General features: G+C 36.2%; 23 protein-coding genes. 7 read left to right on the top strand and 16 right to left on the bottom strand.

The genetic code is table 11. The features are described from left to right. The first annotated feature begins 864 nt into the window (after positions 1-864). The 3 genes from A9G30_RS07390 (at position 865) to A9G30_RS07380 (ending at position 2,133) form a co-directional block, all read left to right on the top strand. On the top strand, positions 865-1,203 hold the full coding sequence (locus A9G30_RS07390) for a hypothetical protein (RefSeq protein WP_065568362.1): 339 nt from the start codon (positions 865-867) through the stop codon (positions 1,201-1,203). Between the two features lie 102 nt (positions 1,204-1,305). Then, positions 1,306-1,653, top strand: coding sequence for a hypothetical protein (locus A9G30_RS07385; RefSeq protein WP_065579508.1), 348 nt, complete (start codon positions 1,306-1,308; stop codon positions 1,651-1,653). Between the two features lie 102 nt (positions 1,654-1,755). Then, complete coding sequence (locus A9G30_RS07380) at positions 1,756-2,133, top strand: hypothetical protein (protein WP_065588538.1); 378 nt, start codon at positions 1,756-1,758, stop codon at positions 2,131-2,133. 269 nt (positions 2,134-2,402) lie between these two features. On the opposite strand, the gene A9G30_RS07375 is transcribed toward A9G30_RS07380, so the two are convergent. The 10 genes from A9G30_RS07375 to tyrA all read right to left on the bottom strand — a co-directional run bounded on the left by A9G30_RS07375 (position 2,403) and on the right by tyrA (position 11,681). Continuing rightward, complete coding sequence (locus A9G30_RS07375) at positions 2,403-2,828, bottom strand: F0F1 ATP synthase subunit epsilon (RefSeq protein ID WP_065568359.1); 426 nt, start codon at positions 2,826-2,828, stop codon at positions 2,403-2,405. Between the two features lie 39 nt (positions 2,829-2,867). After that, positions 2,868-4,250, bottom strand: coding sequence for a F0F1 ATP synthase subunit beta (atpD, locus tag A9G30_RS07370; protein ID WP_065583239.1), 1,383 nt, complete (start codon positions 4,248-4,250; stop codon positions 2,868-2,870). A gap of 47 nt (positions 4,251-4,297) precedes the next feature. After that, the gene (gene atpG / locus A9G30_RS07365) at positions 4,298-5,167 is read right to left on the bottom strand and encodes a F0F1 ATP synthase subunit gamma (RefSeq protein WP_065583240.1); all 870 of its coding nucleotides are present in this window, start codon (positions 5,165-5,167) and stop codon (positions 4,298-4,300) included. A 14-nt stretch (positions 5,168-5,181) separates the two neighbouring features. Next, complete coding sequence (gene atpA / locus A9G30_RS07360; protein WP_065588537.1) at positions 5,182-6,723, bottom strand: F0F1 ATP synthase subunit alpha; 1,542 nt, start codon at positions 6,721-6,723, stop codon at positions 5,182-5,184. 11 nt (positions 6,724-6,734) lie between these two features. Further along, positions 6,735-7,268, bottom strand: a complete 534-nt coding sequence (gene atpH / locus A9G30_RS07355; protein ID WP_065583242.1) for a F0F1 ATP synthase subunit delta — start codon at positions 7,266-7,268, stop codon at positions 6,735-6,737. A 13-nt stretch (positions 7,269-7,281) separates the two neighbouring features. Beyond that, positions 7,282-7,752 (bottom strand): F0F1 ATP synthase subunit B, encoded by a 471-nt coding sequence (gene atpF, locus A9G30_RS07350; protein ID WP_065588536.1) that lies wholly within the window; start codon positions 7,750-7,752, stop codon positions 7,282-7,284. A gap of 24 nt (positions 7,753-7,776) precedes the next feature. Then, positions 7,777-8,010 carry a F0F1 ATP synthase subunit C gene (gene atpE, locus A9G30_RS07345; RefSeq protein ID WP_442902731.1) on the bottom strand — a complete coding sequence of 78 codons (234 nt, stop codon included), beginning with the start codon at positions 8,008-8,010 and terminating at the stop codon, positions 7,777-7,779. A 36-nt stretch (positions 8,011-8,046) separates the two neighbouring features. After that, positions 8,047-8,829: a F0F1 ATP synthase subunit A gene (gene atpB, locus A9G30_RS07340; protein ID WP_065583243.1), complete on the bottom strand. Its 783-nt coding sequence runs from the start codon at positions 8,827-8,829 to the stop codon at positions 8,047-8,049. A gap of 253 nt (positions 8,830-9,082) precedes the next feature. After that, positions 9,083-10,414 (bottom strand): phosphoglucosamine mutase, encoded by a 1,332-nt coding sequence (gene glmM / locus A9G30_RS07335; RefSeq protein ID WP_065583244.1) that lies wholly within the window; start codon positions 10,412-10,414, stop codon positions 9,083-9,085. A gap of 145 nt (positions 10,415-10,559) precedes the next feature. Continuing rightward, a complete protein-coding gene (gene tyrA / locus A9G30_RS07330; protein ID WP_065588535.1) occupies positions 10,560-11,681 on the bottom strand; it encodes a bifunctional chorismate mutase/prephenate dehydrogenase in 1,122 nt (373 codons plus the stop codon). Between the two features lie 116 nt (positions 11,682-11,797). Between tyrA and xthA the strand changes: the two genes are divergently transcribed. The 3 genes from xthA (at position 11,798) to A9G30_RS07315 (ending at position 15,766) form a co-directional block, all read left to right on the top strand. After that, positions 11,798-12,604, top strand: a complete 807-nt coding sequence (gene xthA / locus A9G30_RS07325) for an exodeoxyribonuclease III (protein WP_065588534.1) — start codon at positions 11,798-11,800, stop codon at positions 12,602-12,604. Positions 12,605-12,635: 31 nt separating this feature from the next. Next, the gene (xseA, locus tag A9G30_RS07320; protein WP_065588533.1) at positions 12,636-13,970 is read left to right on the top strand and encodes an exodeoxyribonuclease VII large subunit; all 1,335 of its coding nucleotides are present in this window, start codon (positions 12,636-12,638) and stop codon (positions 13,968-13,970) included. Between the two features lie 125 nt (positions 13,971-14,095). Next, positions 14,096-15,766, top strand: a complete 1,671-nt coding sequence (locus A9G30_RS07315) for a molecular chaperone HscC (RefSeq protein ID WP_065588532.1) — start codon at positions 14,096-14,098, stop codon at positions 15,764-15,766. Between the two features lie 66 nt (positions 15,767-15,832). Here the strand turns inward: A9G30_RS07315 and A9G30_RS07310 are convergent, their stop codons facing one another. Both A9G30_RS07310 and A9G30_RS07305 read right to left on the bottom strand, forming a co-directional pair. Continuing rightward, positions 15,833-18,526, bottom strand: a complete 2,694-nt coding sequence (locus A9G30_RS07310; protein WP_065588531.1) for a hypothetical protein — start codon at positions 18,524-18,526, stop codon at positions 15,833-15,835. Further along, complete coding sequence (locus A9G30_RS07305) at positions 18,523-19,221, bottom strand: DUF1266 domain-containing protein (protein ID WP_065588530.1); 699 nt, start codon at positions 19,219-19,221, stop codon at positions 18,523-18,525. Before A9G30_RS07305 ends, A9G30_RS07310 begins: the two co-directional genes overlap by 4 nt. A 235-nt stretch (positions 19,222-19,456) precedes the next feature. Between A9G30_RS07305 and dolP the strand changes: the two genes are divergently transcribed. Beyond that, positions 19,457-20,035, top strand: a complete 579-nt coding sequence (gene dolP / locus A9G30_RS07300; RefSeq protein ID WP_065588529.1) for a division/outer membrane stress-associated lipid-binding lipoprotein — start codon at positions 19,457-19,459, stop codon at positions 20,033-20,035. 41 nt (positions 20,036-20,076) lie between these two features. Here the strand turns inward: dolP and csdE are convergent, their stop codons facing one another. From csdE to ubiU, 4 genes are all read right to left on the bottom strand, one after another. After that, a complete protein-coding gene (gene csdE / locus A9G30_RS07295) occupies positions 20,077-20,472 on the bottom strand; it encodes a cysteine desulfurase sulfur acceptor subunit CsdE (RefSeq protein WP_065583252.1) in 396 nt (131 codons plus the stop codon). Positions 20,473-20,540: 68 nt separating this feature from the next. Next, positions 20,541-21,767 (bottom strand): cysteine desulfurase CsdA, encoded by a 1,227-nt coding sequence (csdA, locus tag A9G30_RS07290; RefSeq protein ID WP_255305750.1) that lies wholly within the window; start codon positions 21,765-21,767, stop codon positions 20,541-20,543. Then, positions 21,724-22,602, bottom strand: coding sequence for a U32 family peptidase (locus A9G30_RS07285; RefSeq protein ID WP_065583254.1), 879 nt, complete (start codon positions 22,600-22,602; stop codon positions 21,724-21,726). The genes csdA and A9G30_RS07285 overlap by 44 nt, the downstream gene beginning before the upstream one ends. 158 nt (positions 22,603-22,760) lie before the next feature. Continuing rightward, positions 22,761-23,756 carry a ubiquinone anaerobic biosynthesis protein UbiU gene (ubiU, locus tag A9G30_RS07280; protein ID WP_065583255.1) on the bottom strand — a complete coding sequence of 332 codons (996 nt, stop codon included), beginning with the start codon at positions 23,754-23,756 and terminating at the stop codon, positions 22,761-22,763. Positions 23,757-24,113: the final 357 nt, after the last annotated feature.

The following is a 24,113-nucleotide window of genomic DNA, read 5'->3' as shown; positions in this document are numbered from 1 at the left end:
GGTTTTCTGACTTATTTTTATTGTACCAGAACTTGATTTGAATGGACATACCGTATTGGTTGTCTCTATACGGTTTAAGATGACCTAATCATATGAATAATTTTATTATATATTTTTTCAATCCAAACAATTGAGTAATGACAACACAATAAGTTTACTGGAAATATGGCGAAATTAAGGGTAATAGCTGATGGTATAAATAGATAGATTATAATAATATCTACATTCAGGGCTGATGATCTATGATAATTTTCCACAATGAATGGACAGGTAATTCATAAGATAAAACTTATTAAAATACCAACAATCATCCCACAAAAAACTAAACCTGATGGTCGTTTTATTTAATATAACGATTGAAATAATAATAAAACAGCAATAACACAAACCATAAAATAGTAAATAATAAGACTCAGGTGTACCGTGTTTCCTGATAAAGTGATAACACTATCGATAACTTAGTAATCCCCCTATAAAATTAACCAACAATATAACAACTAGCTTAATAATTTTCATTGGCTTAGCCTTTTTTATCATCAATTTCTTTGACTTGTTTATCTAAACCAGAAGGCCAAATATGAAGCTCTTGTCCCCCTTTTTTATTGATATCATAGCGGTGGTATTTATCCGTTTTAGGGCGAGGATTAATATAACAAATAGTGTATTAACAATACACGTTTATGATAAGCTAACTCACTATAAAATAATTAAATTGAATAATTATATGAAAACAATAAGTTTAATTGAAGAGGTAAGTTGGGCATGGGCAAAAACTTATTAGCCAGTTATCAATCGAACGATTGTTAAATTATTAGGTGGTTATATTCTGCCAAAGATAAGAAATGAATGAATTGAGGTAATAAGATGAAAAAGTTTTCTATACTAATATTGTTAATGTTGTGCCCATTAGCCTCTTTTGCTAAAGGACCTAATTGTTATTCTTGGCCGATGAATATGACTTTGGCTTGGATGAAGAACGAGAACATAGTAGATATTCGAAAGTTAGATGAATCTAAAACCAAAATAACACAGTTGGTATCAGAAGAAATAAAAAAAGGGGTGTATACGCAAATATATAACTTTGTTTTTTATGATACACATGGTAATAGCTACCAAGTTATTACCAAAAGCCAAGCATCATATGAAGAATGTTCAATCAGTGATGTGAATAAATATCTAATATCCAAAAGCCAAGTTCATTAGTAGCTTATCTAATAATAGGCAAGTAAATTTGGCATTTTAGCGTGTTTTTAGTCAATGATAAAAATAATATAAGTTAAAAAAAGAATAACTTAAGGTAATTATATGAAAAAGCTTTCTTTAGTAATATTGTTAATATTATGCCCAATGCTATCTTTTGCTAAAGGGCCAGATTGCCATACTCGCGCTTTGGATAAGGCTAAGGAGTGGTTGAAAAATAGTAATATAGTGGAGATTGAAAACTTGAATCAATCAAAATTGAGAATAACCCTTTTAGCATCTGAACAGAAAAGTAAGGATTTATATACGCAAATTTACCATTTTGTTTTTTATGATAATAAAAATAAAGCTTATGAAGTTATCACCAAAAGTGAAGCTTCTAATAAAGACTGCTCAATAGGTGAAGTTGATAGTTATTTAGTATCAAAACGCCAAATTGATTATTTTGATTAATGGATCAGATTGCCAAAGATTTCAAAATTTATTTAATGAATTGATACTGTAGCTTTACAAGTTAGCTATACAGAATAAGGAAAACAAAATTAAGGTTATAACATGAAAAAAATTATTTTAATTATTGGGCTAATATTACCAGCTATCTCTTTTGCTAAAGTACCTAATTGTTCAAATCAGTTTATGAACGATGCACTAAGGCAGATGCAATATGCTGGTATCGTTGATATGGGAAATTTAGATCCGTCCAAAACCAAAGTCACCTTATTGGCTTCAGAAAAGAAGAAAAATACAAGTACTACAATAAAAAAACAGTATATATATACACAAGTTTATCATTTTGTTTTCTATGATGATGATGGTAACAGTTATCAAGCCATAATGAAAAATGACGCTGTAGAGGCTAATGAAAATGATATTTATGATTCTTGCTCTGCTGGATTGGGTGTAGTTTACTTTGTTTCAAAAACTATTGAATAACTACCCTTGTTACTTTACGAAAACAGCTAAGTAGTAGGTATAACCCTAATTTTCCTATATTTAAATAAAAAAGAAATTTTAAGTTATTGCGAGTTTTCTATTAAAAAGTTTTAGAAAAATGTAGGTTTCAGTATCAATTTAATAAGAAAATAATACTGAAGAGTATTGAAAGAAAACTAACGCTTAACATTTGGAACGCTAAAATTAAAAAGGTTACTCAGCAATTCTATCCAGTAACCTTTTTCGTGCACTACAACATAAAAAGCAAATTATTGGCCGACACGGCGAGTTAATTCAATAACACGAATTTTTGCTAATGCCTTAGATAGTTCGGCAGATGCTTGAGCAAATGACACATCATCACTTAGGTGATTAATATGTTCCTGCGCTTGCCTTACCGCTTCTTGTGCTCTTGCTTCATCTAAGTCTTCACCGCGAATAGCAGTATCTGCTAAGATGGTTACGATGTTAGGTTGAACTTCTAAAATACCACCAGACAGATAGATAAACTCTTCTTCGCCATTCGTTTTCACAATACCAACCATACCCGGTTTTATTGTTGTGAGTAAAGGTGTATGACCAGGATAAATCCCGAGCTCGCCTTCTTGACCAGTTACTCTGATTCGCTGAACATCACCTGAAAATAGGTGAGATTCAGCACTAACAACTTCTAATTGATAGGAAGTTAGTGCCATATTACTATCTCCGTTAATACGATCTGCTCAATGAATCTCCTAGAGAGATTTTGCTTTCTCAATCGCTTCATCAATTGAACCAACCATATAGAACGCTTGTTCTGGTATATGGTCATAATCGCCTTTCATGATACCCGTAAATGCACTTATCGTATCTTTCAATGGTACATATTTACCTGGTGAACCAGTAAATACTTCTGCAACAAAGAATGGTTGAGATAAGAAGCGTTGAATCTTACGCGCACGAGCAACAATTAATTTATCTTCTTCTGATAACTCGTCCATGCCAAGAATCGCAATAATATCTTTTAATTCTTGATAACGTTGTAAAATCGATTGAACACCACGGGCACAATCATAGTGCTCTTGACCAACCACTAAAGGATCTAATTGACGGCTGGTTGAATCCAATGGATCCACCGCTGGATAGATACCTAATGAGGCGATTTGTCGGCTCAATACGATTGTTGCATCTAAGTGAGCAAATGTTGTTGCTGGTGATGGGTCAGTCAAGTCATCTGCTGGTACATATACAGCTTGGATTGAAGTAATTGAACCAGTTTTAGTTGAAGTGATACGCTCTTGTAGTAAGCCCATTTCTTCGGCTAATGTCGGTTGATAACCTACAGCCGATGGCATACGACCTAATAATGCAGATACTTCGGTACCAGCTAAGGTATAACGATAAATATTATCAATGAATAATAATACATCTTTACCTTCATCGCGGAATTTTTCTGCCATGGTTAAACCAGTTAACGCAACGCGCAAACGGTTTCCTGGTGGCTCATTCATCTGACCATAAACTAACGATACTTTATCAAGCACGTTTGATTCTTTCATTTCGTGATAAAAGTCATTACCTTCACGAGTACGTTCACCTACACCTGTAAATACTGAGTAACCAGAGTGTTCGATAGCGATGTTACGGATTAACTCCATCATATTAACGGTTTTACCCACACCAGCACCACCGAATAGACCCACTTTACCCCCTTTAGCAAATGGGCAAATTAAATCAATAACTTTAATACCTGTTTCAAGTAATTCAGTTGAGTTCGCAAGTTCTTCATAAGTCGGTGCTGCGCGGTGGATAGCCCAACGCTCTTCTTCCCCAATTGGACCTGCTTTATCAACCGGATCACCAAGTACGTTCATGATACGCCCCAGTGTTTTAGTCCCCACTGGTACTTCAATGCCGTGACCAGTGTTTACCACTTTAAGTCCACGTCTTAAACCATCAGATGATCCCATCGCAATACAACAAACAACGCCACCACCTAATTGTTGTTGAACTTCCAGAACTAATTTTTCAGTGCCTGTTTCCACTTCTAATGCGTCATATACCTTTGGTACTGCATCTTCGGGGAATTCGACATCAACCACCGCACCGATGATCTGGACAATCTTTCCAGTAGCCATTTTTAATCCTCTACGTCTTTTTCTTAACTATAAGCCAATATTTAGCACTAACCTGAAACCGCGGCTGCACCGGATACAATATCAATCAATTCATTAGTAATCGCACCTTGGCGCGCTTTGTTATACACAATTTGCAATTCATTAATTAGGTTTGCACCGTTATCTGTTGCCGCTTTCATGGCTACCATTCTTGCTGCTTGTTCACTCGCTAAATTATCAACCACTGCTTGGTAGACTTGTGATTCAATATAGCGACGTAAAATCACATCTAATAGTGATTTAGCGTCAGGCTCATAAATATAATCCCATGATGAAGCTTTGAGCTCTTTATCTTCTGATGGTGGTAATGGTAATAATTGCTGTATTGTTGGCTTTTGCGACATCGTATTAATAAATTTATTGGTAACAATATATAATTTATCAATTTTACCGCTGTCATATGCCTCAAGCATTGTTTTTACCGGACCAATTAAATTGGATAAAGTTGGCTCGTCTCCCAAGTTAGTGACTTGGGTTAAGATGTTTGTTTTCAATGATGAAAAAAATGAAACACCTCGAGAGCCAATTAAAGCAACATCAGTTTCCACCCCTTTTTCTTGCCATGCTGACATATCGGCAATAACACTTTTAAAAAGGTTGATATTTAAACCACCACATAAACCACGATCGGTTGAAATGATAAGGTAGCCAATTCGCTTTACATCTCTTTGTTCTAAATAAGGATGTTTGGCGCCTATCTGAGCTAACGCTAAATGTCCAATTACTTCACGGATCATCTCTGCATATGGTCGGCTAGCGGCCATTCTATCTTGCGTTTTACGCATTTTAGAGTTAGCAACCATTTCCATCGCTTTAGTGATCTTTTGCGTACTTTGGATACTGGCAATTTTGGTTCTAATTTCTTTTGCATTAGCCATTTTTTACCCCACCCTTACCAAGTTTGAGTTGATTTAAAGCTTTCAAGTAATGCTTTTAGCTTACTTTCAATCTCATCATTGTAATTACCGGTCTCATCAATTTGTTTAACAAAATCGCCATATTGACTATGAGCATAAGCAAGTAGTGCGGTTTCAAATGGTAACACTTTAGCAAGTTCAACATCTTCTAAATAACCACGCTCAGCGGCATAAAGTACAATTGATTGTTCAGCAACAGTCATTGGCGAGTATTGCTTTTGTTTTAACAATTCGGTTACTTTTTCACCGTGGCTTAATTGATTTCTTGTTGCTTCATCTAAGTCAGATGCAAACTGTGAGAACGCAGCTAATTCACGATATTGTGCAAGCGCAGTACGGATACCACCTGATAATTTTTTCATTATCTTAGTTTGCGCTGCACCACCTACACGTGAAACTGAAATTCCTGGGTTAACCGCTGGGCGAATTCCTGAGTTAAATAGGCTAGTTTCAAGGAATATCTGACCATCAGTAATCGAAATTACGTTAGTTGGTACGAATGCTGAAACGTCACCAGCTTGAGTTTCAATAATTGGTAATGCAGTTAAAGAACCTGTTTTACCTTTAACTTCGCCTTTAGTGTACTCTTCAACATAGGCTTCGTTGACACGCGCAGCACGTTCAAGTAAACGCGAGTGAAGATAAAATACATCACCAGGGTAAGCTTCACGTCCAGGTGGGCGACGAAGTAATAACGAAATTTGACGGTAAGCAACCGCTTGTTTAGATAAATCATCATAAACAATTAATGCATCTTGACCACGATCGCGAAAGTATTCGCCCATTGCACAACCTGCATATGGTGCTAAATATTGTAATGCTGCTGATTCAGATGCAGAGGCAACAACAACAATCGTATTTTTTAATGCACCATGTTCTTCAAGTTTACGCACAACATTGGCAATAGTTGATTGTTTTTGTCCAATAGCGACATAGATACATTTTACGCCAGAGTCACGTTGGTTGATGATCGCATCAACAGCAAGTGCTGTTTTACCGGTTTGACGGTCACCGATGATAAGTTCACGCTGACCTCGGCCAATTGGAATCATTGAGTCAACGGCTTTATAGCCAGTTTGTAATGCTTGATCAACGGATTTACGATCGATAACACCAGGGGCAACAACTTCAACTGGTGAAAATCCATCATGTTGAAGTGAACCTTTACCATCAATTGGCTCACCTAATGTGTTAATAACGCGACCTAATAAACCTTCACCGACCGGTACTTGTAATATACGACCAGTACATTGGACTTTCATTCCTTCAGACAAATCTTCGTATGGTCCCATGACCACTGCACCGACAGAGTCTCTTTCAAGGTTGAGAGCCATTGCATAGCGACCTCCTGGTAATGCAATCATTTCACCTTGCATTACATCAGTTAGTCCATGGATTCGAAGGATACCATCACTTACAGATATGATAGTTCCTTCATTGTGAGCATCACTCACAATATTGAACTGAGCTATCCGCTCTTTAATTAGTTCACTTATTTCAGTTGAATTTAGCTGCATTATCAGTCCCCTTAAGACTGTAGAGCGTCATTTAAACGATTTAAACGCCCTCTGATACTACTATCAATAACCATATCGCCCGTACGAATAATAAAACCAGAAATGAGCGATTTATCTATGTGACATTTTAGTTTTACTTTTCGTGATAAACGTTTTTCGACAGCGACAGAAATCTTATTAAGTTGTTCATTGGTTAGCTCACTAGCAGAAATCACATCTACATCTGCTTGGGCATCTTTCTCTAAACAATATTGCTCAAACAAAGTTAGTACTTCGGGAAGAAGTGATAACCGTTTGTTTTCAGCCATAATCTTAATAAAGTTAGTGCTAAACTCATCTAACACATCTTTGCAGATATTGATGAGTAAATTAGCCACCGAATCGGCTTTCATGTCAGATGTTAAAACACTCTTTATTTGAGCATCTTTGCTTACTTCTGATGTCAACACTAGCATTTTATGCCATGATTCGATGCTGTTTTTTTCTACCGCAAACTCGAAAGCGGCTTTAGCATAAGGGCGAGCAATCGTAATTAAGTCAGCCATTGCTCATATCTCCTTATAGTTCAGCTACGAGTTTATCAATGATGTCGCTATTTGCGGCTTCATTAACAGAACGTTGAATAATTTTTTCTGCACCAGCAATAGCGAGTGTAGCGACTTGTTGTTTGAGCTCTTCTTTAGCTCGTTTGCGTTCGGCCTCTACTTCGGCAAGCCCTTGAGCAACAATTCGTTCTTTTTCACGAGAAGCTTCTTGCTTTGCTTCTTCAAGAATGGCTGCTTTGCGTTTGTTTGCTTGCTCAATAATTGCATTGGCCTCAACCTTAGCCTGTTGCATTATGTCAGTTGTATTTGCTTTGGCTAATTCCAAATCTTTTTTTGCTGTTTCTGCTGAAGCAAGTCCTTCGGCTATCTCTTTTTGACGCTTTTCAATTGCGCCAATAACTGGAGGCCAAACAAACTTCATACAGAACCAAACAAACAATACAAATGTAATTGCTTGGCCGAGGAGCGTTGCGTTCATATTCATGACACGATTCCTCTTAAATTTTTATTAGCCAGCGACAGCAAAAATAACATAAAGCGCAATACCCACACAAATCATTGGGATCGCATCAACTAAGCCCATAACGATAAAGAATTGAGTACGTAACATAGGCATTAATTCTGGTTGGCGAGCAGCACCTTCTAAAAATTTACCACCTAATAAACCAATACCAACTGCACCACCAATTGCAGCTAATCCCATCATTATACCTGCGGCTACAAATAACATACTAATATCCATTATATACTCCAGTTTATTATCAAAAAAATATTAAAATTAATGATCTTCCGTTGCCGACGCCATAGCTAAATAAACGATCGTCAACACCATAAAAATAAATGCTTGTAATGTAATAATTAAAATATGGAAGATGGCCCAAGGTAATGACAATACCCACTGTGACCACCAAGGTAATAATGCAGCAATTAAGATGAAGATAAGTTCACCAGCATACATATTTCCGAAAAGTCGAAGTCCTAAAGAAACAGGTTTAGCTAAAAGGCTAACTAATTCAAGCACTAAATTAATAGGCGCAAATGCCCAGTGATTGAAAGGGTGAAGTGTATATTCTTTAATGAAACCACTAATCCCTTTATATTTAATAGAATAAATAATAATAAGGGCAAACACGCCTAAAGACATTGACATAGTGATGCTAACATCAGCTGTTGGAACAACCCTTAAATGTGATAGACCTAGGTATTGGCCTGCATAAGGTAGAAAGTCAACCGGGATAAGATCCATAAAATTCATTAAAAAAACCCAAATAAACACTGTTAAAGCTAACGGTGCAATGAGTTTATTTTGACCTGTGAACATATCTTTAACGGTATTGTTTACAAATTCAAAAATCATCTCAACAGCACATTGTAATTTACTTGGCACTCCACTAGTTGCTTTTTTAGCAACGCGGTGAAAAATCCATAAAAAGATTACACCAAGTAGAATTGAAAAGAACAGTGAGTCAAGGTTTAAGGTCCAAAAACCCGAACCTACTTGCAAGTTCTCAAGATGATGCTTGATGTAAGCTTGTGGTGAAGCTGGAGAGGAAACAGACATATAACCCTCTTACTTATTTCTAAAAACAAAGAATACTGCTTATTTACCAAGAAAAGGTATAAGCAATCGTTGTAATAATTGAAGCCACTATTTTAAACCCAATTACCTATATTAAGTCAACCTTTGATTAACGAAATTAAAAATTTAGACACTTTTTACTAATTTTGTGTAAATATGCGCAACTTTACCCATTATTTTAAACCAAATATTGTTCAATCAATGGCTTAATTAATGGGCATAAATGAGGCTATTTTTAATTTTTAACCGCTATGGCAATAGTTTCTGCTAATTTTTGTGCTTCCATTTCATTGTTTCCCTCAACCATGACGCGAATAAGTGGTTCTGTACCCGATTTACGGAGCAAAACTCGCCCATGATTGCCAAGCTGTTTTTCTGCTTGTTCAATAGCTGATTTTACTACATTGCTATTTAGTGGATCTTCTTTGCCTGAAAAATGGATATTAATTAAGACTTGCGGTAGCATTGTCATGCCACTGCATAAATCAGCTAATGACATATCATTACGCACCATTGCCGCTAGTACTTGTAAGCCCGCAACGATACCATCACCGGTAGTGGTTTTATCTAATAATAACACATGACCTGAATTTTCAGCACCTAAGCGCCAGTTTTTTTCTACTAATTTTTCAAGCACATAACGATCACCCACTTTGGCTCGGACAAAAGGAATTCCAAGATTTCTAAGTGCAATTTCAAGCCCCATATTGCTCATTAATGTGCCAACAACTCCACCTTTGAGTTGACCTTGTCTCAGTGCCTCGCGAGCAATGATGTAAATAATTTGATCACCATCAATTTTGCGTCCTTTATGATCAACCATGATGATACGATCGCCATCACCATCTAATGCAAAGCCTAAATCTGCTTTTTCATCAATAACACATTTAGCGAGTGCCTTAACGTCAGTTGCACCACAGTTTTCATTGATATTAACACCATCAGGTTCACAACCAATTTTGATCACTTGCGCGCCAAGCTCTCGTAATACTTTAGGAGCGATGTGGTAAGTCGCACCATTAGCGCAATCGACAACAATTTTTAATGTAGCTAGACTTAAATCATGATCGAATGTGCTTTTACAAAATTCGATATAGCGTCCCGCTGCATCGGTGATACGGCTTGCTCGACCAAGTTGTTTTGATTCTACACAATCGATCTCTTTTTCAAGCTCAGCCTCAATTTCTAATTCAATAGCATCATCAAGCTTTTTCCCTTCGGCTGAAAAGAACTTAATACCATTATCATAAAAAGGGTTATGTGAAGCAGAAATGACCACCCCAGCATCAGCCCGAAAAGTACGAGTTAAATAGGCTATGGCGGGGGTTGGCATAGGGCCTGTAAAAGCAGCGGCAACGCCAGCGGAGGCAAAACCTGCTTCCAGTGCTGACTCAAGCATATAGCCTGAAATGCGAGTATCTTTACCGATTAATACTTTTTTCACCCCATCTTTGGCAAGCACACGACCCGCTGCCCAGCCTAATTTGAGCGCAAAATCTGGTGTGATAGGATACATTCCAACTTTACCGCGGATCCCATCTGTACCAAAATATTTCCGATTAGACATTTTGTTCCCTTACACTAATATTTGTTATTTTGGACAACATTTAATTAACTATACTTTACTTTAAAGTTGTATGCGATTATTTTTTGATAAAACGCATATCCCAAGTTGTAAAAAAACTCAATAAAATATACGTTTCAGTATAAAGCTATTCTCGACTATCATTGGCAAATTTTAATAATACTTGGCTCTCTTTGATAAAGCGTTCTGCATAATTGCCAAACCAGGCGGTGACTTCATTAAAATTATCAATAAATTTAGTTTTATTACGTTGTTCAATTAATCTCACCATTTGCCCAAAGCGCTCGTAATAGCGCTTGATTAATTCGATATTATCATCTGATGCCATAATGATATCGGCATAAAGAGCCGGATCTTGAGCAAACAACCGTCCAACCATCATCAGCTCAAGCCGATAGATAGGAGATGATAGTGCAATTAGTTGCTCTAAATCAGCCTGTTCACGTTGTAAATTTACGCCGTATGAAAAAGAGGTAAAATGGCGTAATGCTTGAATGAACGACATGCATTTATCATGCTCTTTGGCATCAATAGCGCATAAATTAGCACCCCATATACGCATTTGCTCAATTAACCATTGATACTTAGTAGGTTCGCGACCTTCACAATAAACGATGATTTGTTTGGCTAAATTAGGCACATCAGGGCCAAACATAGGATGCAATCCGACAACAGGTCCTTGATGCTTTTCTAGCATTGTTTCAAGTGGTTTAGCTTTGATAGAAGTAAAATCCGTTAAGATACAATCTGTTGGCAATTGCGGTAATTGCTTTATGATTTCACAAGTTTTATTTATTGGCACTGTGACAATAACCGCAGCAGCATCAGCAACTATTTCAGTAGCTTGATGCATAGTTTTAGAGCCTAACGGTTTAACTTGGTAGCCTGATAATGTAAATAACCGAGCAAACAACCGCCCCATTTGTCCATTACCACCAACAATGACTATAGAACCTTGGCCTGTATAAACTTTTTTGAAACCTTTGTCATTTTCGCTAATATACGATTCACGCATCAAACGACGTAAAATATCTTCAATTAATGCGGGAGGTATACCCGCATTTTCAGCTTCTTGTCTCCTTTTATTTAGCATCTCTGCTTCACGTTTAGGATCATAAATAGGAATACCATGTTTACTTTTTACTTCACCAACTTCGGTAACTAATGCTAATCGTTTGGTAATTAATGATAAAATTGATTTATCAACTTCATCAATTTTATCGCGCAAGGCAGTTAATTCCGTAGACATATTCGGCTATTCCTTTTATCACAAATGACAACTCTTTATGTAATAGCTTAACAGTATAACGTATTTTTGGTAGGATGGGGCAACTACAACATTAAATGTAACACAATAAAATAATCATGAAAGTCATCTCTTTTAATATTAACAGCCTTCGAGCCCGAATTCATCAGCTAGCGGCAATTATTGATATCCACCAACCAGATATTATTGGTCTTCAAGAAACCAAAGTACATAATGACCAATTTCCCGTTGAAGAGCTTGCTCAGTTTGGTTATCACTTACATTATCACGGGCAAAAAAGTCACTATGGTGTGGCATTGTTAACTAAACAAAAACCCATTTCAGTACAGTGTGGTTTTCCAACCGATAACGAAGACGCACAATGCCGTTTGATTATTGCTGAGTTACCAACTAGCCAAGGCAATTTGATGGTAATTAATGGTTATTTTCCGCAAGGTGAAAGTTTACATCATGAAATAAAATATCCTGCTAAGCGTAAATTCTATCAAGATCTAATAACTTATATCGAACAGCAACAATTAAATAGCCAATTATCATTAATAATGGGGGATATGAATATTTGCCCAACCGATTTAGATATAGGTCTTACCGAAGAAAACCGAAAACGTTGGTTACGTACAGGTAAATGTTCATTTTTGCCAGAAGAGCGTGAATGGATAAAAAATTTAATGTCACTTGGTTTTACTGATACTTACCGTAATGCTTATCCAAAAGAAAAAACATATTCTTGGTTTGATTATCGTTCTAAAGGTTTTGATACCCATATTGGGCTACGTATCGATTTGATTTTAGCTAGCAAAAAAATGATGAATTACTACCTGCAAACAGGTATTGATTATGATATTAGAGCGATGGAAAAACCATCTGATCATGCACCAATTTGGGCTCAATTTGATTTAGCATAACCATAAATATAGTTACCATAAGGATAATAGCATGCAAGGTAGTTCAATTTTATCGATTAAAGATCTCAATCAAATGGTGAAAGAGTTGCTTTGTGATGCTATTGGCCAAGTTTGGTTGATAGGCGAAATCTCAAACTTTTCTCGTCCATCGTCGGGCCATTGGTATTTCTCATTAAAAGACGACAGTGCACAGGTGCGCTGTGCAATGTTTCGCAATAGTAATTTCCGTGCTGGCTTTACACCACAAAATGGACAGCAAGTTTTAGTTCGAGCAACAGTTACACTGTATGAAGCTCGTGGTGAGTATCAATTAGTTATTGATAAAATTCAACCCGCAGGAGCAGGATTACTACAGCAAAAGTTTGAGCAGTTAAAACAAAAACTGTCAGACGAAGGTTTATTTGATCCCATGTATAAACAGCCACTGCCTGAAAATATTCGTACCATTGGCATTATCACTTCATCAACGGGTGCTGCGCTACATGATATTTGCCAGATATTAAAGCGCCGTGATCCTAGCTTACATTTAATCATCTACCCAACTCAAGTACAAGGCAATGAGGCCGCGGGACAAATTGCTAAGATGATTCAAATTGCCAATATTCGGCAAGAATGTGATGTGTTAATTATTGGGCGAGGCGGAGGTTCGCTTGAAGACTTATGGTCATTTAATGAAGAAATAGTAGCAAGAGCCATTTTTTCAAGCAAAATACCGACGGTTAGTGCGGTTGGACATGAAATTGATTTTACCATTGCAGATTTTGTGGCTGATGTCAGAGCGGCTACACCATCTGCTGCTGCCGAGTTAGTAAGTCATGATAATTTAGATCAGATAAAACGCATTCAAGCAAAAGAACAGCATCTATCCATGGCAATGGATTATTATTTAATGCAGTGTCGAGAAAAACTCAATAAATGGCATCATCTATTGCAGACTCAACATCCACAAACAAAATTAGAAAAACAATTGAATCAACTTTTAACCTATCGTCATTCATTATATGAAAATATTCAGCAATATTTTTTCAAGCAGTCAAATCGCTATAATTTTTTAGATAGACGATTATTACGAGTATCGCCACAAAATAACATCACCTATTTAGGGCAATTGGTTCGACAAAAACAGCAGCAACTCATTAATTTAATTGATCAGAAATTAACAAAGTCACAGCATCAATTTGTGTTACAAACTTCGCAACTCAATAATGTTAGCCCACTTGCTACACTTGAGCGAGGTTATTCTGTCACCATAAACCAAAATAACACAGTGGTTCGTTGCTGTGAGCAGGTGACTGTTGGGGAATTTATCGTCACAAGATTAAAGAAAGGAAAACTGGTTAGTCAAATTATCGAAATTAACGAATAAACTCGTTATCTTTAAAGAACATTCATAGACTGTTTTTACCGGTTTTTAACATCATTTTTGCAATTCAAGTGATCACTAGTATATAATCTAAACAATAGGAAATTATTATATTATTCAGAGGGGTTATGAGTTACCCGATAGGTATTGATTTAGGTACGACAAATAGTTTAATTTGTGTTTGGCAAGATGGAAAACCATTCCTTATTCCTAATTCAATTGGTGAAGTTGTTACACCATCTGCAGTTAGTGTTGACGAAGACGATTCTATTCTAGTCGGACATGCGGCATTGTCTCGTTTAACCACGCATCCCAATCGTAGTGCAGCCGCTTTTAAACGCTTTTTAGGTTCAAACAAAGTTTTTGAATTAGGCGACAAAAAGTTTACGCCAACCGAAATTTCAGCGATGGTTTTAAAATCACTTAAAGCGGATGCAGAAGTATTTTTAAAGCAAGAAATTCGTGATGTTGTCATTTCGGTGCCTGCTTATTTTAATGATGAGCAGCGCAAGCAGACTCGCTTTGCTGCTGAGTTAGCGGGATTAAATGCTGTGCGTTTAATCAATGAACCAACAGCAGCTGCTATGGCATACGGATTACACGAAGAACAATCAGGTAATACTTTAGTATTTGACTTAGGTGGTGGCACGTTTGATGTGACTGTGCTTGAATATTCGATGCCAATTATTGAAGTGCATGCTTCGGCAGGTGATAACTATTTAGGTGGTGAAGATTTTACCCAAGAGCTTGTTAAAGCTTGCTTAAGTGAGTGGAATCTTAAACAACAAGATATTCCAGCAGATGATTATGCTCGATTGTTAGATTTGGCAGAGCAATTAAAATGCAAATTAAATGGTGAACAGATGCATAATTTGACGTGGTTTTGGCAAGATAAGCAGTGGCAATTTGCACTCAATGAAAGCCGAGCTAAAATGATCTGGTTACCGTTACTTAATCGTTTACGAGCACCGGTCGAACAAGCGTTAAATGATGCACGTTTAAAGCCTAATCAGCTAGAGCATATTGTATTAGTTGGCGGTTCATCACAACTTGGAGTGGTGCGCGAATTGGTTACTAAATTATTTGGAAAATTACCATATCGTCATATAAACCCAACTACAATTGTCGCTCAAGGTGCCGCTGTTCAAGCTGCTTGCCGATTGCGTAATAAAGATGTAGAAGAAGTCATTCTCACCGACGTGTGTCCTTATACTCTTGGGATTGAAAGTTGTTCAAATAATGTCAGTGGGTTATTTTCACCCATTCTTGAACGTAATACTATTGTACCAACTTCGAAAGTAAAAACATTTTACACAACTCACCCTCAGCAAAAAGTGATATGTATTTCGGTTTATCAAGGTGAAAATCCACGCGTTGAAAACAATGTTTTAATTGATGAGTTTGAAGTGCCTCTAACGCCAATGGAAAAAACACAAGGGATTGATGTTCGCTTTAGTTATGATCTAAATGGCTTATTAGAAGTTGATGTGGTTTTACTTGAGACAGGCAAACAACATGGCAAAGTGATTGATCATAGTCCAATTGGATTAACAGACAAACAAAAACAAGACAGTCATGATCGCTTAAAAGCACTTAAAATTCACCCTCGCGACGAAATGCCGAATCGTACTTTATTAGCAAGGCTGGAACGTGCATGGGCACAATCATTGGGTGATGAACGTCTATTAATTGGATCATATATCGAAGTTTTTATGGAGGTATTAAATAGACAAAATTCTGAAGAAATTAACAAAATTCGTTGTGAAATTGAATCTAATCTAAAAGATCTGAATCGATAGCCAATAAAATTTTAAAAATATAAAAAGTCCTCTTTTTTAGAGATAAAAAAGAGGACTTTATTTTGTTTACTTTTCCTTTTCTTTGGGTGTTTTTTCCACTGGTGGTCCAAAACGGTTAGTGTGTTTGATGCCGGAACCCAAAAATGGCATAAAAAATAAGAGAGAAGCCAACATTTGGGTCACAGGTTCTCCTCTATCAATATCATTAAAACGTCGTTTTAAAGCAAAAATCATGTTGGTTACAGCAATAGAATAACAAATCATAGAAAAAGTAGGACTATTCAATTCAGAATTACTGTTAAGTACGATCATCAATCCTAACACAATGAAGCTACAACATAATTGTATAATAAAACCTTTTATATTAGTTCGTCCTTTCCAACGCCAAAACTGCCACCATTTATTTTTAGGTAATGGCTGTGATTCCAGTTTTTGTTGATTTTCATGATTTTTTGCTATAAGTAATGCTGCACAAAGCCGTAAGACTAAATCATTGTCACTGTTGTTTTTAAAATTGTATAACACTTCAAGTTCATCTTCATCGTATATACCGTAATAGCTAGACAAACGTTTAGTAAGTATCATTATTTCATCAGTTTGTTTGGTATAATTGTATTTCATACTGCGATCAAAAAATGGTGCAATCCAACTCTTTTTTAGATTTTTTGCTGTTTCTATTAACTCTTTATTATCACCAGTAACACTTTTCAACATCTGATCTAATTTTGTTTTTTGATCGGGTTTATAAAATACTATGTTGTATAAAATAATCAAGTAGAGAGGGTTTTGTTTTGCTAATTTAGGTTGCCATACTTGTTCAAGTTTTTGCTCAATTTCCTTAAAATCAATGCTATCAGGTGTATCATCAATATACGATTCAATTGAATTTGGATAATTTATTAAGATGCAATTAATTAACTTACTGTCATTGTTAATCAGATTATATAACTCTGTTTCATTTTGCCAGTTTCCTTGTTTAAAAATATTAATAAGAGGAGATAGCAAATTGTCATTCGGTAGTTGGAATGTATTATTCTCAGTTTGAAGATATTTGGCCGTTGCAAAAGGCTGGCTGGCAATTGATATAACTAATAAACAATTACGATACCATTGCCAATAGGCATTTTTATTACTTGAACAGATAGAAGCATCTGGTGGAGCAGGTAGTTTGTAAGGTATTCGTATTGTAAGAAAAGCTACCCAATCATACATTTCCATATATGAATACTCTAAATTATTATAAAGATGAAATATGGCAACAAACGGCAAATAATCAAGCCTATCTAGCCATAAACGACAATAAAAACAATGATTATCTTCAGAGTTAGGATCAAATTTAGCTGGGATAGGCGTATTTTCATCACTATCATATAGCCAAGCTTTAAACTCTTGTACGGGCGGTAGTTCTGATAACCATGTTAGGTTTTGTCGTGCTTGCCGTTGTAAATTTTGCAAAATAAATTGTTCAAATGGATCATCGCTGCGTTCATCAAGGATTTCTTGCAATAATCTTTCATTACCGTGGCGAAGCATGATGGCATGGCGATATAAGCGATACAATCGATTGGTACCGTCATCAAGTAACAGCATGGATAAAACTTGTCTATAATTCCAATTTACATTTAAAGCCCAGTCAATAAAATTGGCTATTTCAGGGGAATAATCGCTAGCATCTAGTTCCGCTAATCGTGAAACAGTTGTTGCTGTTAGCTGAGGTATTGCATTTAAATAATTTTCAGTGTTATCTATAGCAATACAGTAAGAATTATTAAGAGCCATGATTAATAATGGGAAATAATCTTTATTATAATATTCGCACCAACCAGCTATCCAGCTGGCTGCTTTATCTTGATAATGACCTGAACTATAAAGATCTAGCCAAGATTGTAAGGACTCTTGTTTATTATCAAGTAGCGTATATTGAATGGCGGCAATATATTTCCATTCGATAATGATATTTTCATCTTGATCATTTTGGGCAATACATTTTAAAGCATAATCCAAAATAGCTTGATTTTTTATATTAGCTATACAATGCCAATAGGAAAATTTAAGCATAAAATTTTTATCATCAGGAAGATAAATTACCGTATCTTGTGATAAGAATGCATAAATATCCCCAGATCTACGCTCCCAAAATAACCACCTAGTATAGTACATATAATCGATAGTTACATTTTGCAGTGTTTTACTTGTTGTCGGTAAATAGGTGTAATTGAACAAATCACCACGATCAATATGATTTAAATAACTATCATACTTTTCAAAATCATCGGCAAATTGGATCATTAGCTGTTGCCGCCAACGTAAACTATCGGCTAATAGTTTGACACATGACTCTGATATATTTTTTGATTCATAACTTATTTCTAACAATCGCCATTTTACAGAATCAATAACTGCCATTGAGTAGTCATAAAATGAACCAATAAATTTTTGCCACTCGTTAACATTAAAACAACGTTGAGGATCATCTAACAATGTTTGATAAGCCTCACAAATTTCATTGGCTTTAAGCTGTTCTTCTGTTAAGGATACTGATACTTCTTGTTGTTCTGATTCAGACTTAGGTTCATCGACCATTATTTCGGGCGATTGTGCATATTTTATTGCTGACTCATAGGCTTCGCGTAATGCTTTAAAACCATCGGAATCAGTTTCAGGGTGATATGAAGGTAATTGTGCTCGATATGCTTGACGAATAGCCGCTTGATCGGTTGTTTTTTCAATGCCTAACAGTTGCCAAATATTTTCATTCATGACCAATCATACTCCATTAGTGACTCTGGTTTTTCTAGTTCTTCAATATTAATATACCAAGGTAAATGATTATGTGGGGCATCTTTATCTTCATGTAAATTTGCCATGGTATGAGCGCGTGATGCTCGAGTCAATTCACAGCGTAATGTTTCTAAGTCTTCTTTGCTATTGAGTGATATCCAATATTGATAACCAACAAACCAGCCTGTAAAGTAATGGTGCCAGTTTCTATAATAATATTGACAACGGAGCCCTATTCGAGAAAGAATCCATAAGGCCTCTTGTTCGGTGATATATTTATTAGTAGTACCATTTCGTAAGATATATCCCATTCGAGCATAATCCCAACTACGGATACCTGCAGTACCACACACAGGAAAGGTTTGTTTGACAAAATCAAGCAAAACTTTTTGATAGTCATCTTGTTCTTGATAATGATCATACCAATCAACTTCGAAAAGTCGAGAATACATCAAATAATATTTAGACAATGCTGAAGCGTGCCCATCATCAACCATGTCGAACACACAGTTAAGTAAAGTTTCACGGGAATCAATCCCCCAACTCTCTTTCATATCAACAAAATCTCGATCTGGATAAAAAAATGGCGAAGTATAACTTGCTCCATTTTCTATGTTTATTACAACCATTGGTGCAGATAAACCATACAGCCAATCGACACAATCTTGATTCATATTTTTATTCCAATCATCTGATTTATTTTATTTATTATACAAAGATAGCAGATTTCACACTAAAATAACACTTGAAATTCAAACAGAAATTTATGATATAGTTTCATAAAATAGAAATACTGCTATAAGCTAGCATAAATCATAAAATTATTTGCAAATCAATATCTACAAGGCATAATACAAACAATCTATTAGAATTTGATTATTACAGAGCAATAAATCATAAGGAGCTATAATGAAAAAGATCGCCATAATGGCAATGTTAATCTCTTGCACATTAATATTGCAAGGCTGCGTTGCTGCTGTTATAGGAATTGGTGCAGGGGCTACGGCAAAAGTTGCCTCTGATCCTCGCACTACTGGTACCCAAGTTGATGATACAACGCTCAGTTCACGTATGGGGATAAAAATTAAAGACCATGGACCTTTGTTTATTGGTTCGCGTATTGTTTCGAGTGCTTATGGTGGTAATATCCTTTTGGTTGGACAAGCAAATAGTCAACAAGTTGAACAAGCAGAAAAGCTTGCTTATCAAGTTGACGGAGTAAAAAAAGTTTATAACCAAATTCGTATTGGGGAGCCCGTTGGGGCAGTAACTATTACTAATGATACTTGGATAACAACTCAAGTTAAATCTCGGTTAGTTTTAGATGCTAAAACAAAAGCTCGCAAAATTAAAGTGGTAACCGAAAACAGCGAAGTGTTTTTAATTGGAATGGCTACCCCAGAAGAAGGTAAAGCAGCAGCTGAAATTGCAAGTAAAGTCAGTGGTGTAAAAAAAGTCATCACACTTTACACTTATACCGAAAATTAACGGTAACTATATAAAAGACAGGGGGCGCATTAGCCCCTTTTTTATGCAACCGATTTTATGCGCTCAATTAATTTAGCAAGCCCTTGCAAACGTGATTGGCTTAGCTCATCAGAAATTTTTAACTGACTTAATAGGGATTGAAAATCGATAGCTGCAATTTCTTGTGCTGTTTTGTGATTGGCAATGATGATTAAAATGGCCAACAAGCCTTTGACGATCCTTCCCTCACTATCACCTTGAAAAATATACTTATTATCTTGTTGTTTTTGATAAGTTAGCCATACACGGTTTTCGCATCCGTGGACTTGGTTCTGCTCAGTTTTTTCATTTTCAGGGAAATCAGGTAATTGCTTTGCTAGCATTACTAATTGTCGATAACGATCTTGCCAAGTACGTTGCTTTGCAAATAATTCGGTTAAGCTTTGCTGTGATAGCATAATATTGACCTATTTACGGTTAACTGCTTGTAAAAAAGTTTCAGGAAACTATACGTTTCAGTATAAAATCACACTAATATTTCAATTGCATTTTGCAACTCTGAAATAAATTTATCCACATCTTGCTGATTATTATATGGCATCAATGAAACACGAACCGCTCCGTGGCATCCTAATTTATTCATCAAAGGCTGGGCACAAAGCTCACCAGTGCGGATCGCAATATTTTGTTCACTTAATAAGATAGCAATATCATTATGATGAATCTCATTGATATTAAACGTAATAATCGGGCTACTATCCACACTATAAAATTGAATATCCGCAAATTGGTTTAGTTGTGATTTTGCGTAGTCAGCGAGTCGCTTTGTGTAGTTTTCTGCTTGCTGCTTATTATCCCAACTTTTTAACCATTCAAGTGTTGCGTTAAAGCCAAGAATGCCAGCAATATTGGGTGTGCCTGCTTCAAATTTATAGGGAAGATCTTCAGGAATAAAATCATCAAATGAAGCGCTTTTTAGCATTTTTCCGCCACCATGCCAAACCGACATTTGTTCAAGTAAGGACTTTTTACCATATAAAACACCAAGACCCGTTGGTCCATACAATTTATGGGCTGAAAAAGCATAAAAATCGATATTTAATTGCTGGACATCAAGCGCATGATGAACAATGCCTTGCGCACCATCAACAACTAAAACCGCATTATGTTGATGAACAATGTGGCTAATTGTAGCTAAATCAGGGCAAAAACCCGTTACATTCGACATTTGCGTTATTGCAACAATTCTTGTTTTAGCAGACATTAATAAAGATAGCTCATTAACATCTGACGACCATTGAATGACTTTAGCGCCTGTTTGCTCCGCAACAATCAACCAAGGCAATAAATTGCTATGATGCTCCAACTCGCTCACAATAATTTCATCGCCAGATTGTAGTAACGGACGAGCGTAACTTTGCGCAATTAAATTAAATGACTCAGTCGCACCACGAGTCCAAATAATTTCAGTGCTACTTTGAGCGTGAATTAAATTAGCAACATTTTGTCTTGCTTTATCAATCGTTGCGGTGACTTGCAGTGCGGTATTATACAAACTACGCTGGGCTGTTGCGGTATTTTCTAAATAGTAGGCAAGCGTTGCATCAACCATCACTTGTGGTTTAAGTGCGGTTGCTGCCGAATCAAGATAGACACTTTCACTATTAAGCGCAGGAAAATCCGCCCTAAATTGCTCAGGCACAAAATGCTTATTGGGTAAGTTCAAGTCCGGCAATACCATTCCAGTAACCATTACAATCTCGTTTATGTTCAATTTGTAGCGGATTTAATCCATCTTCATTAGCTTTGAACCGTTTGACAATATCGAGCGTTTCAAGACCAAGTGGTGAAATTCTAACAATATCCACTAATCCTTTCATCTCTTTAAGATTATTGCCTAAGTTATAACAATAACCACTTTGAGTCTGAATACCGTTTAACACAAATACTTTTTGCTGTTCTTGCGAGAACACTTCACGCCCAGCGGGATAATTAATGCAACATGTTTCACATTTATCTTTAGGCTTGTCTTCTGATCTAGCGGTAAAACAACGCGCTGAATAAGCTAAAGGTAAATAACCATAACTGAATATTTCAACTTCAAAATTTCGCTTAATATTTAAATTTTCAAATTGATTAAGTACATTGGTTAACCAGTCACGAGAAAGCTCAACTGGCATACACCAACGCACCATCCCTTGTTTTTGTAATAATTTTAAAGTTAATGCGTTATAACAGTTAATAGCAGGGCCTGCAACAAATGGTAATTTATGCTCTTGCGCAATATTAATGGCAGCTAAATCATTTGCTTCGACTAAAAAATCGCCGTTATTAACTAATTGTCGTAAATCGTTTAATTCTGATGGCGCTTCAAGTAATGCTAGGGTTGAAAGCACTACTTGTTTACCCGATTTAGCAATTTCTTTTGCCAGTTCAATCCAATTGGCAACTTTCATTTCACGGCGTTTGGTACATACTGTTTCGCCCATATAAATAATATCCGCTTGACTCTCTCTAGCGGCGTAATAGAACGCTTCTGTTGTGGTTTTAGGCCAATAATAAAGCACTGGTCCTAATGCGTATTTCATAGTTTTGCTCACAATATTGTTTATATTAAATGAATTAAATTATTAAAGATAATACCTTATCACCTGTATTTATTTACAAAAAACAGAAGATATAAAAAGCGAAATATTACATTTAAAATGTATATTTTTTAATTATTTGTTTTAATAAAAAAATTAAATTATTGCCATTTACGGTGATAAGCGCCTAATGTTGTCTGTGTTCCCTCTGAAACTGATCCAAGCGTATCCATCCAGCTTTTTTCTGTTTGGAATGATTGCGGATTGGCTTTATAGCGATCGATGGCTTGTCGCCATACTTTGGTTACTTGTTCAACATAAGCAGGGCTACGCTGACGCCCCTCAATTTTAACCGAGGCAATATTAGCAGCAAATAGTTCAGGTAATAGCTCAATGGTATTTAAGCTGGTTGGCTCCTCGATTGGATGATAAAGCTTATCGCCAACAAAATAACGCCCTTTGCATAGCGTTGGGTAACCCGCATTTTCACCTTTTTTATGGCAATCAATTAACACATTATTGAGTCGTGACTCAAGCCCTTTTTCGGTCTCTTCCCAGCGAACAAATTTAGCTGGCGAACAAGCCCCAACTGTATTGGGTGATTCACCAGTTAAATAGGATGATAAATAACAACGTCCTTCCGCCATAATGCACAGGCTGCCGAAAGCAAATACTTCTAGCGGAACAGGAGAAACTTGTGATAGTTGTTTAACTTGATGCATCGAAAGTACACGCGGTAACACAATACGATGTACCTGAAAGTTGTTATAGTAAAACTTAATCGATTCTTCATTGGTTGAAGACGCTTGCACAGAAACATGACGCTCAAGATCAGGGTACTTTCCAGCCGCATAATCAAGCATGGCAAGATCAGCAATAATTAACGCATCAGCACCAATATTTGCAGCTGTATCGACAGCATGTTGCCAACGTTGGAAATTTTCAGGATGAGCAAAAGTATTAATGGCAATATGTAACTTTTTACCGCGTTTATGTACATAATCTGAAGCTTCTAACAACCGTTTTTCATTAAAATTTAAACCAGCAAAATGGCGGGCATTGGTATCATCTTTCAAACCAATATAAACGGCATCAGCACCATGATCGATTGCTACTTTAAGAGCGGGCAACGATCCAGCTGGACAAAGAAGTTCCATAATTATTCCTAACTTAATTTCGGTAATTTATACGCTGTGTATTATGCAATAATTTCGAGAGTAATGCGAATAGAAAGCGGTTATTCTGCTTAATAAATGGGTAAGGCTTTGTTTATCGCCTTTATCAGCGATATATTTTGGCGCCGAATAAGGTTTGGCGTCAGCATTTGGGTGTAATCTAGAAAAATAAAATCAGTATTTTTCCTGACCTGTTTTTTAAGTGAAAAAATATCTTATTTTTAGCCATCTAACGCCATACGTGGCGTTGTAAAATATTGGGCACAAATCTCCTAAATCGGGCAATATCATCAATGGCTTATTTTTTATGCGAAAACCAAACACTCGAAACAAAGCCAT

The organism is Gilliamella sp. Fer4-1, from assembly GCF_001690515.1.
Lineage (GTDB): Bacteria > Pseudomonadota > Gammaproteobacteria > Enterobacterales > Orbaceae > Gilliamella > Gilliamella apicola_C.
The sequence above is the reverse complement of the archived record's forward strand: the minus strand, read 5'-3'. Positions and strand labels throughout refer to the sequence as shown.

Bases quoted from the DNA above. Each gene is read 5' to 3' on its own strand.
- atpF (WP_065588536.1), bottom strand. From the start codon at position 7,752: ATGAATATGAACGCAACGCTCCTCGGCCAAGCAATTACATTTGTATTG.
- tyrA (WP_065588535.1), bottom strand. From the start codon at position 11,681: ATGTCTACGGAATTAACTGCCTTGCGCGATAAAATTGATGAAGTTGAT.
- csdA (WP_255305750.1), bottom strand. From the start codon at position 21,767: ATGGTTACTGGAATGGTATTGCCGGACTTGAACTTACCCAATAAGCAT.
- A9G30_RS07305 (WP_065588530.1), bottom strand. From the start codon at position 19,221: ATGAATCAAGATTGTGTCGATTGGCTGTATGGTTTATCTGCACCAATG.
- A9G30_RS07375 (WP_065568359.1), bottom strand. From the start codon at position 2,828: ATGGCACTAACTTCCTATCAATTAGAAGTTGTTAGTGCTGAATCTCAC.
- xthA (WP_065588534.1), top strand. From the start codon at position 11,798: ATGAAAGTCATCTCTTTTAATATTAACAGCCTTCGAGCCCGAATTCAT.
- ubiU (WP_065583255.1), bottom strand. From the start codon at position 23,756: ATGGAACTTCTTTGTCCAGCTGGATCGTTGCCCGCTCTTAAAGTAGCA.
- atpD (WP_065583239.1), bottom strand. From the start codon at position 4,250: ATGGCTACTGGAAAGATTGTCCAGATCATCGGTGCGGTGGTTGATGTC.
- A9G30_RS07385 (WP_065579508.1), top strand. From the start codon at position 1,306: ATGAAAAAGCTTTCTTTAGTAATATTGTTAATATTATGCCCAATGCTA.
- A9G30_RS07285 (WP_065583254.1), bottom strand. From the start codon at position 22,602: ATGAAATACGCATTAGGACCAGTGCTTTATTATTGGCCTAAAACCACA.
- A9G30_RS07380 (WP_065588538.1), top strand. From the start codon at position 1,756: ATGAAAAAAATTATTTTAATTATTGGGCTAATATTACCAGCTATCTCT.
- glmM (WP_065583244.1), bottom strand. From the start codon at position 10,414: ATGTCTAATCGGAAATATTTTGGTACAGATGGGATCCGCGGTAAAGTT.
- xseA (WP_065588533.1), top strand. From the start codon at position 12,636: ATGCAAGGTAGTTCAATTTTATCGATTAAAGATCTCAATCAAATGGTG.
- atpB (WP_065583243.1), bottom strand. From the start codon at position 8,829: ATGTCTGTTTCCTCTCCAGCTTCACCACAAGCTTACATCAAGCATCAT.
- A9G30_RS07310 (WP_065588531.1), bottom strand. From the start codon at position 18,526: ATGAATGAAAATATTTGGCAACTGTTAGGCATTGAAAAAACAACCGAT.
- dolP (WP_065588529.1), top strand. From the start codon at position 19,457: ATGAAAAAGATCGCCATAATGGCAATGTTAATCTCTTGCACATTAATA.
- atpH (WP_065583242.1), bottom strand. From the start codon at position 7,268: ATGGCTGACTTAATTACGATTGCTCGCCCTTATGCTAAAGCCGCTTTC.
- atpE (WP_442902731.1), bottom strand. From the start codon at position 8,010: ATGGATATTAGTATGTTATTTGTAGCCGCAGGTATAATGATGGGATTA.
- A9G30_RS07315 (WP_065588532.1), top strand. From the start codon at position 14,096: ATGAGTTACCCGATAGGTATTGATTTAGGTACGACAAATAGTTTAATT.
- csdE (WP_065583252.1), bottom strand. From the start codon at position 20,472: ATGCTATCACAGCAAAGCTTAACCGAATTATTTGCAAAGCAACGTACT.
- atpG (WP_065583240.1), bottom strand. From the start codon at position 5,167: ATGGCTAATGCAAAAGAAATTAGAACCAAAATTGCCAGTATCCAAAGT.
- atpA (WP_065588537.1), bottom strand. From the start codon at position 6,723: ATGCAGCTAAATTCAACTGAAATAAGTGAACTAATTAAAGAGCGGATA.
- A9G30_RS07390 (WP_065568362.1), top strand. From the start codon at position 865: ATGAAAAAGTTTTCTATACTAATATTGTTAATGTTGTGCCCATTAGCC.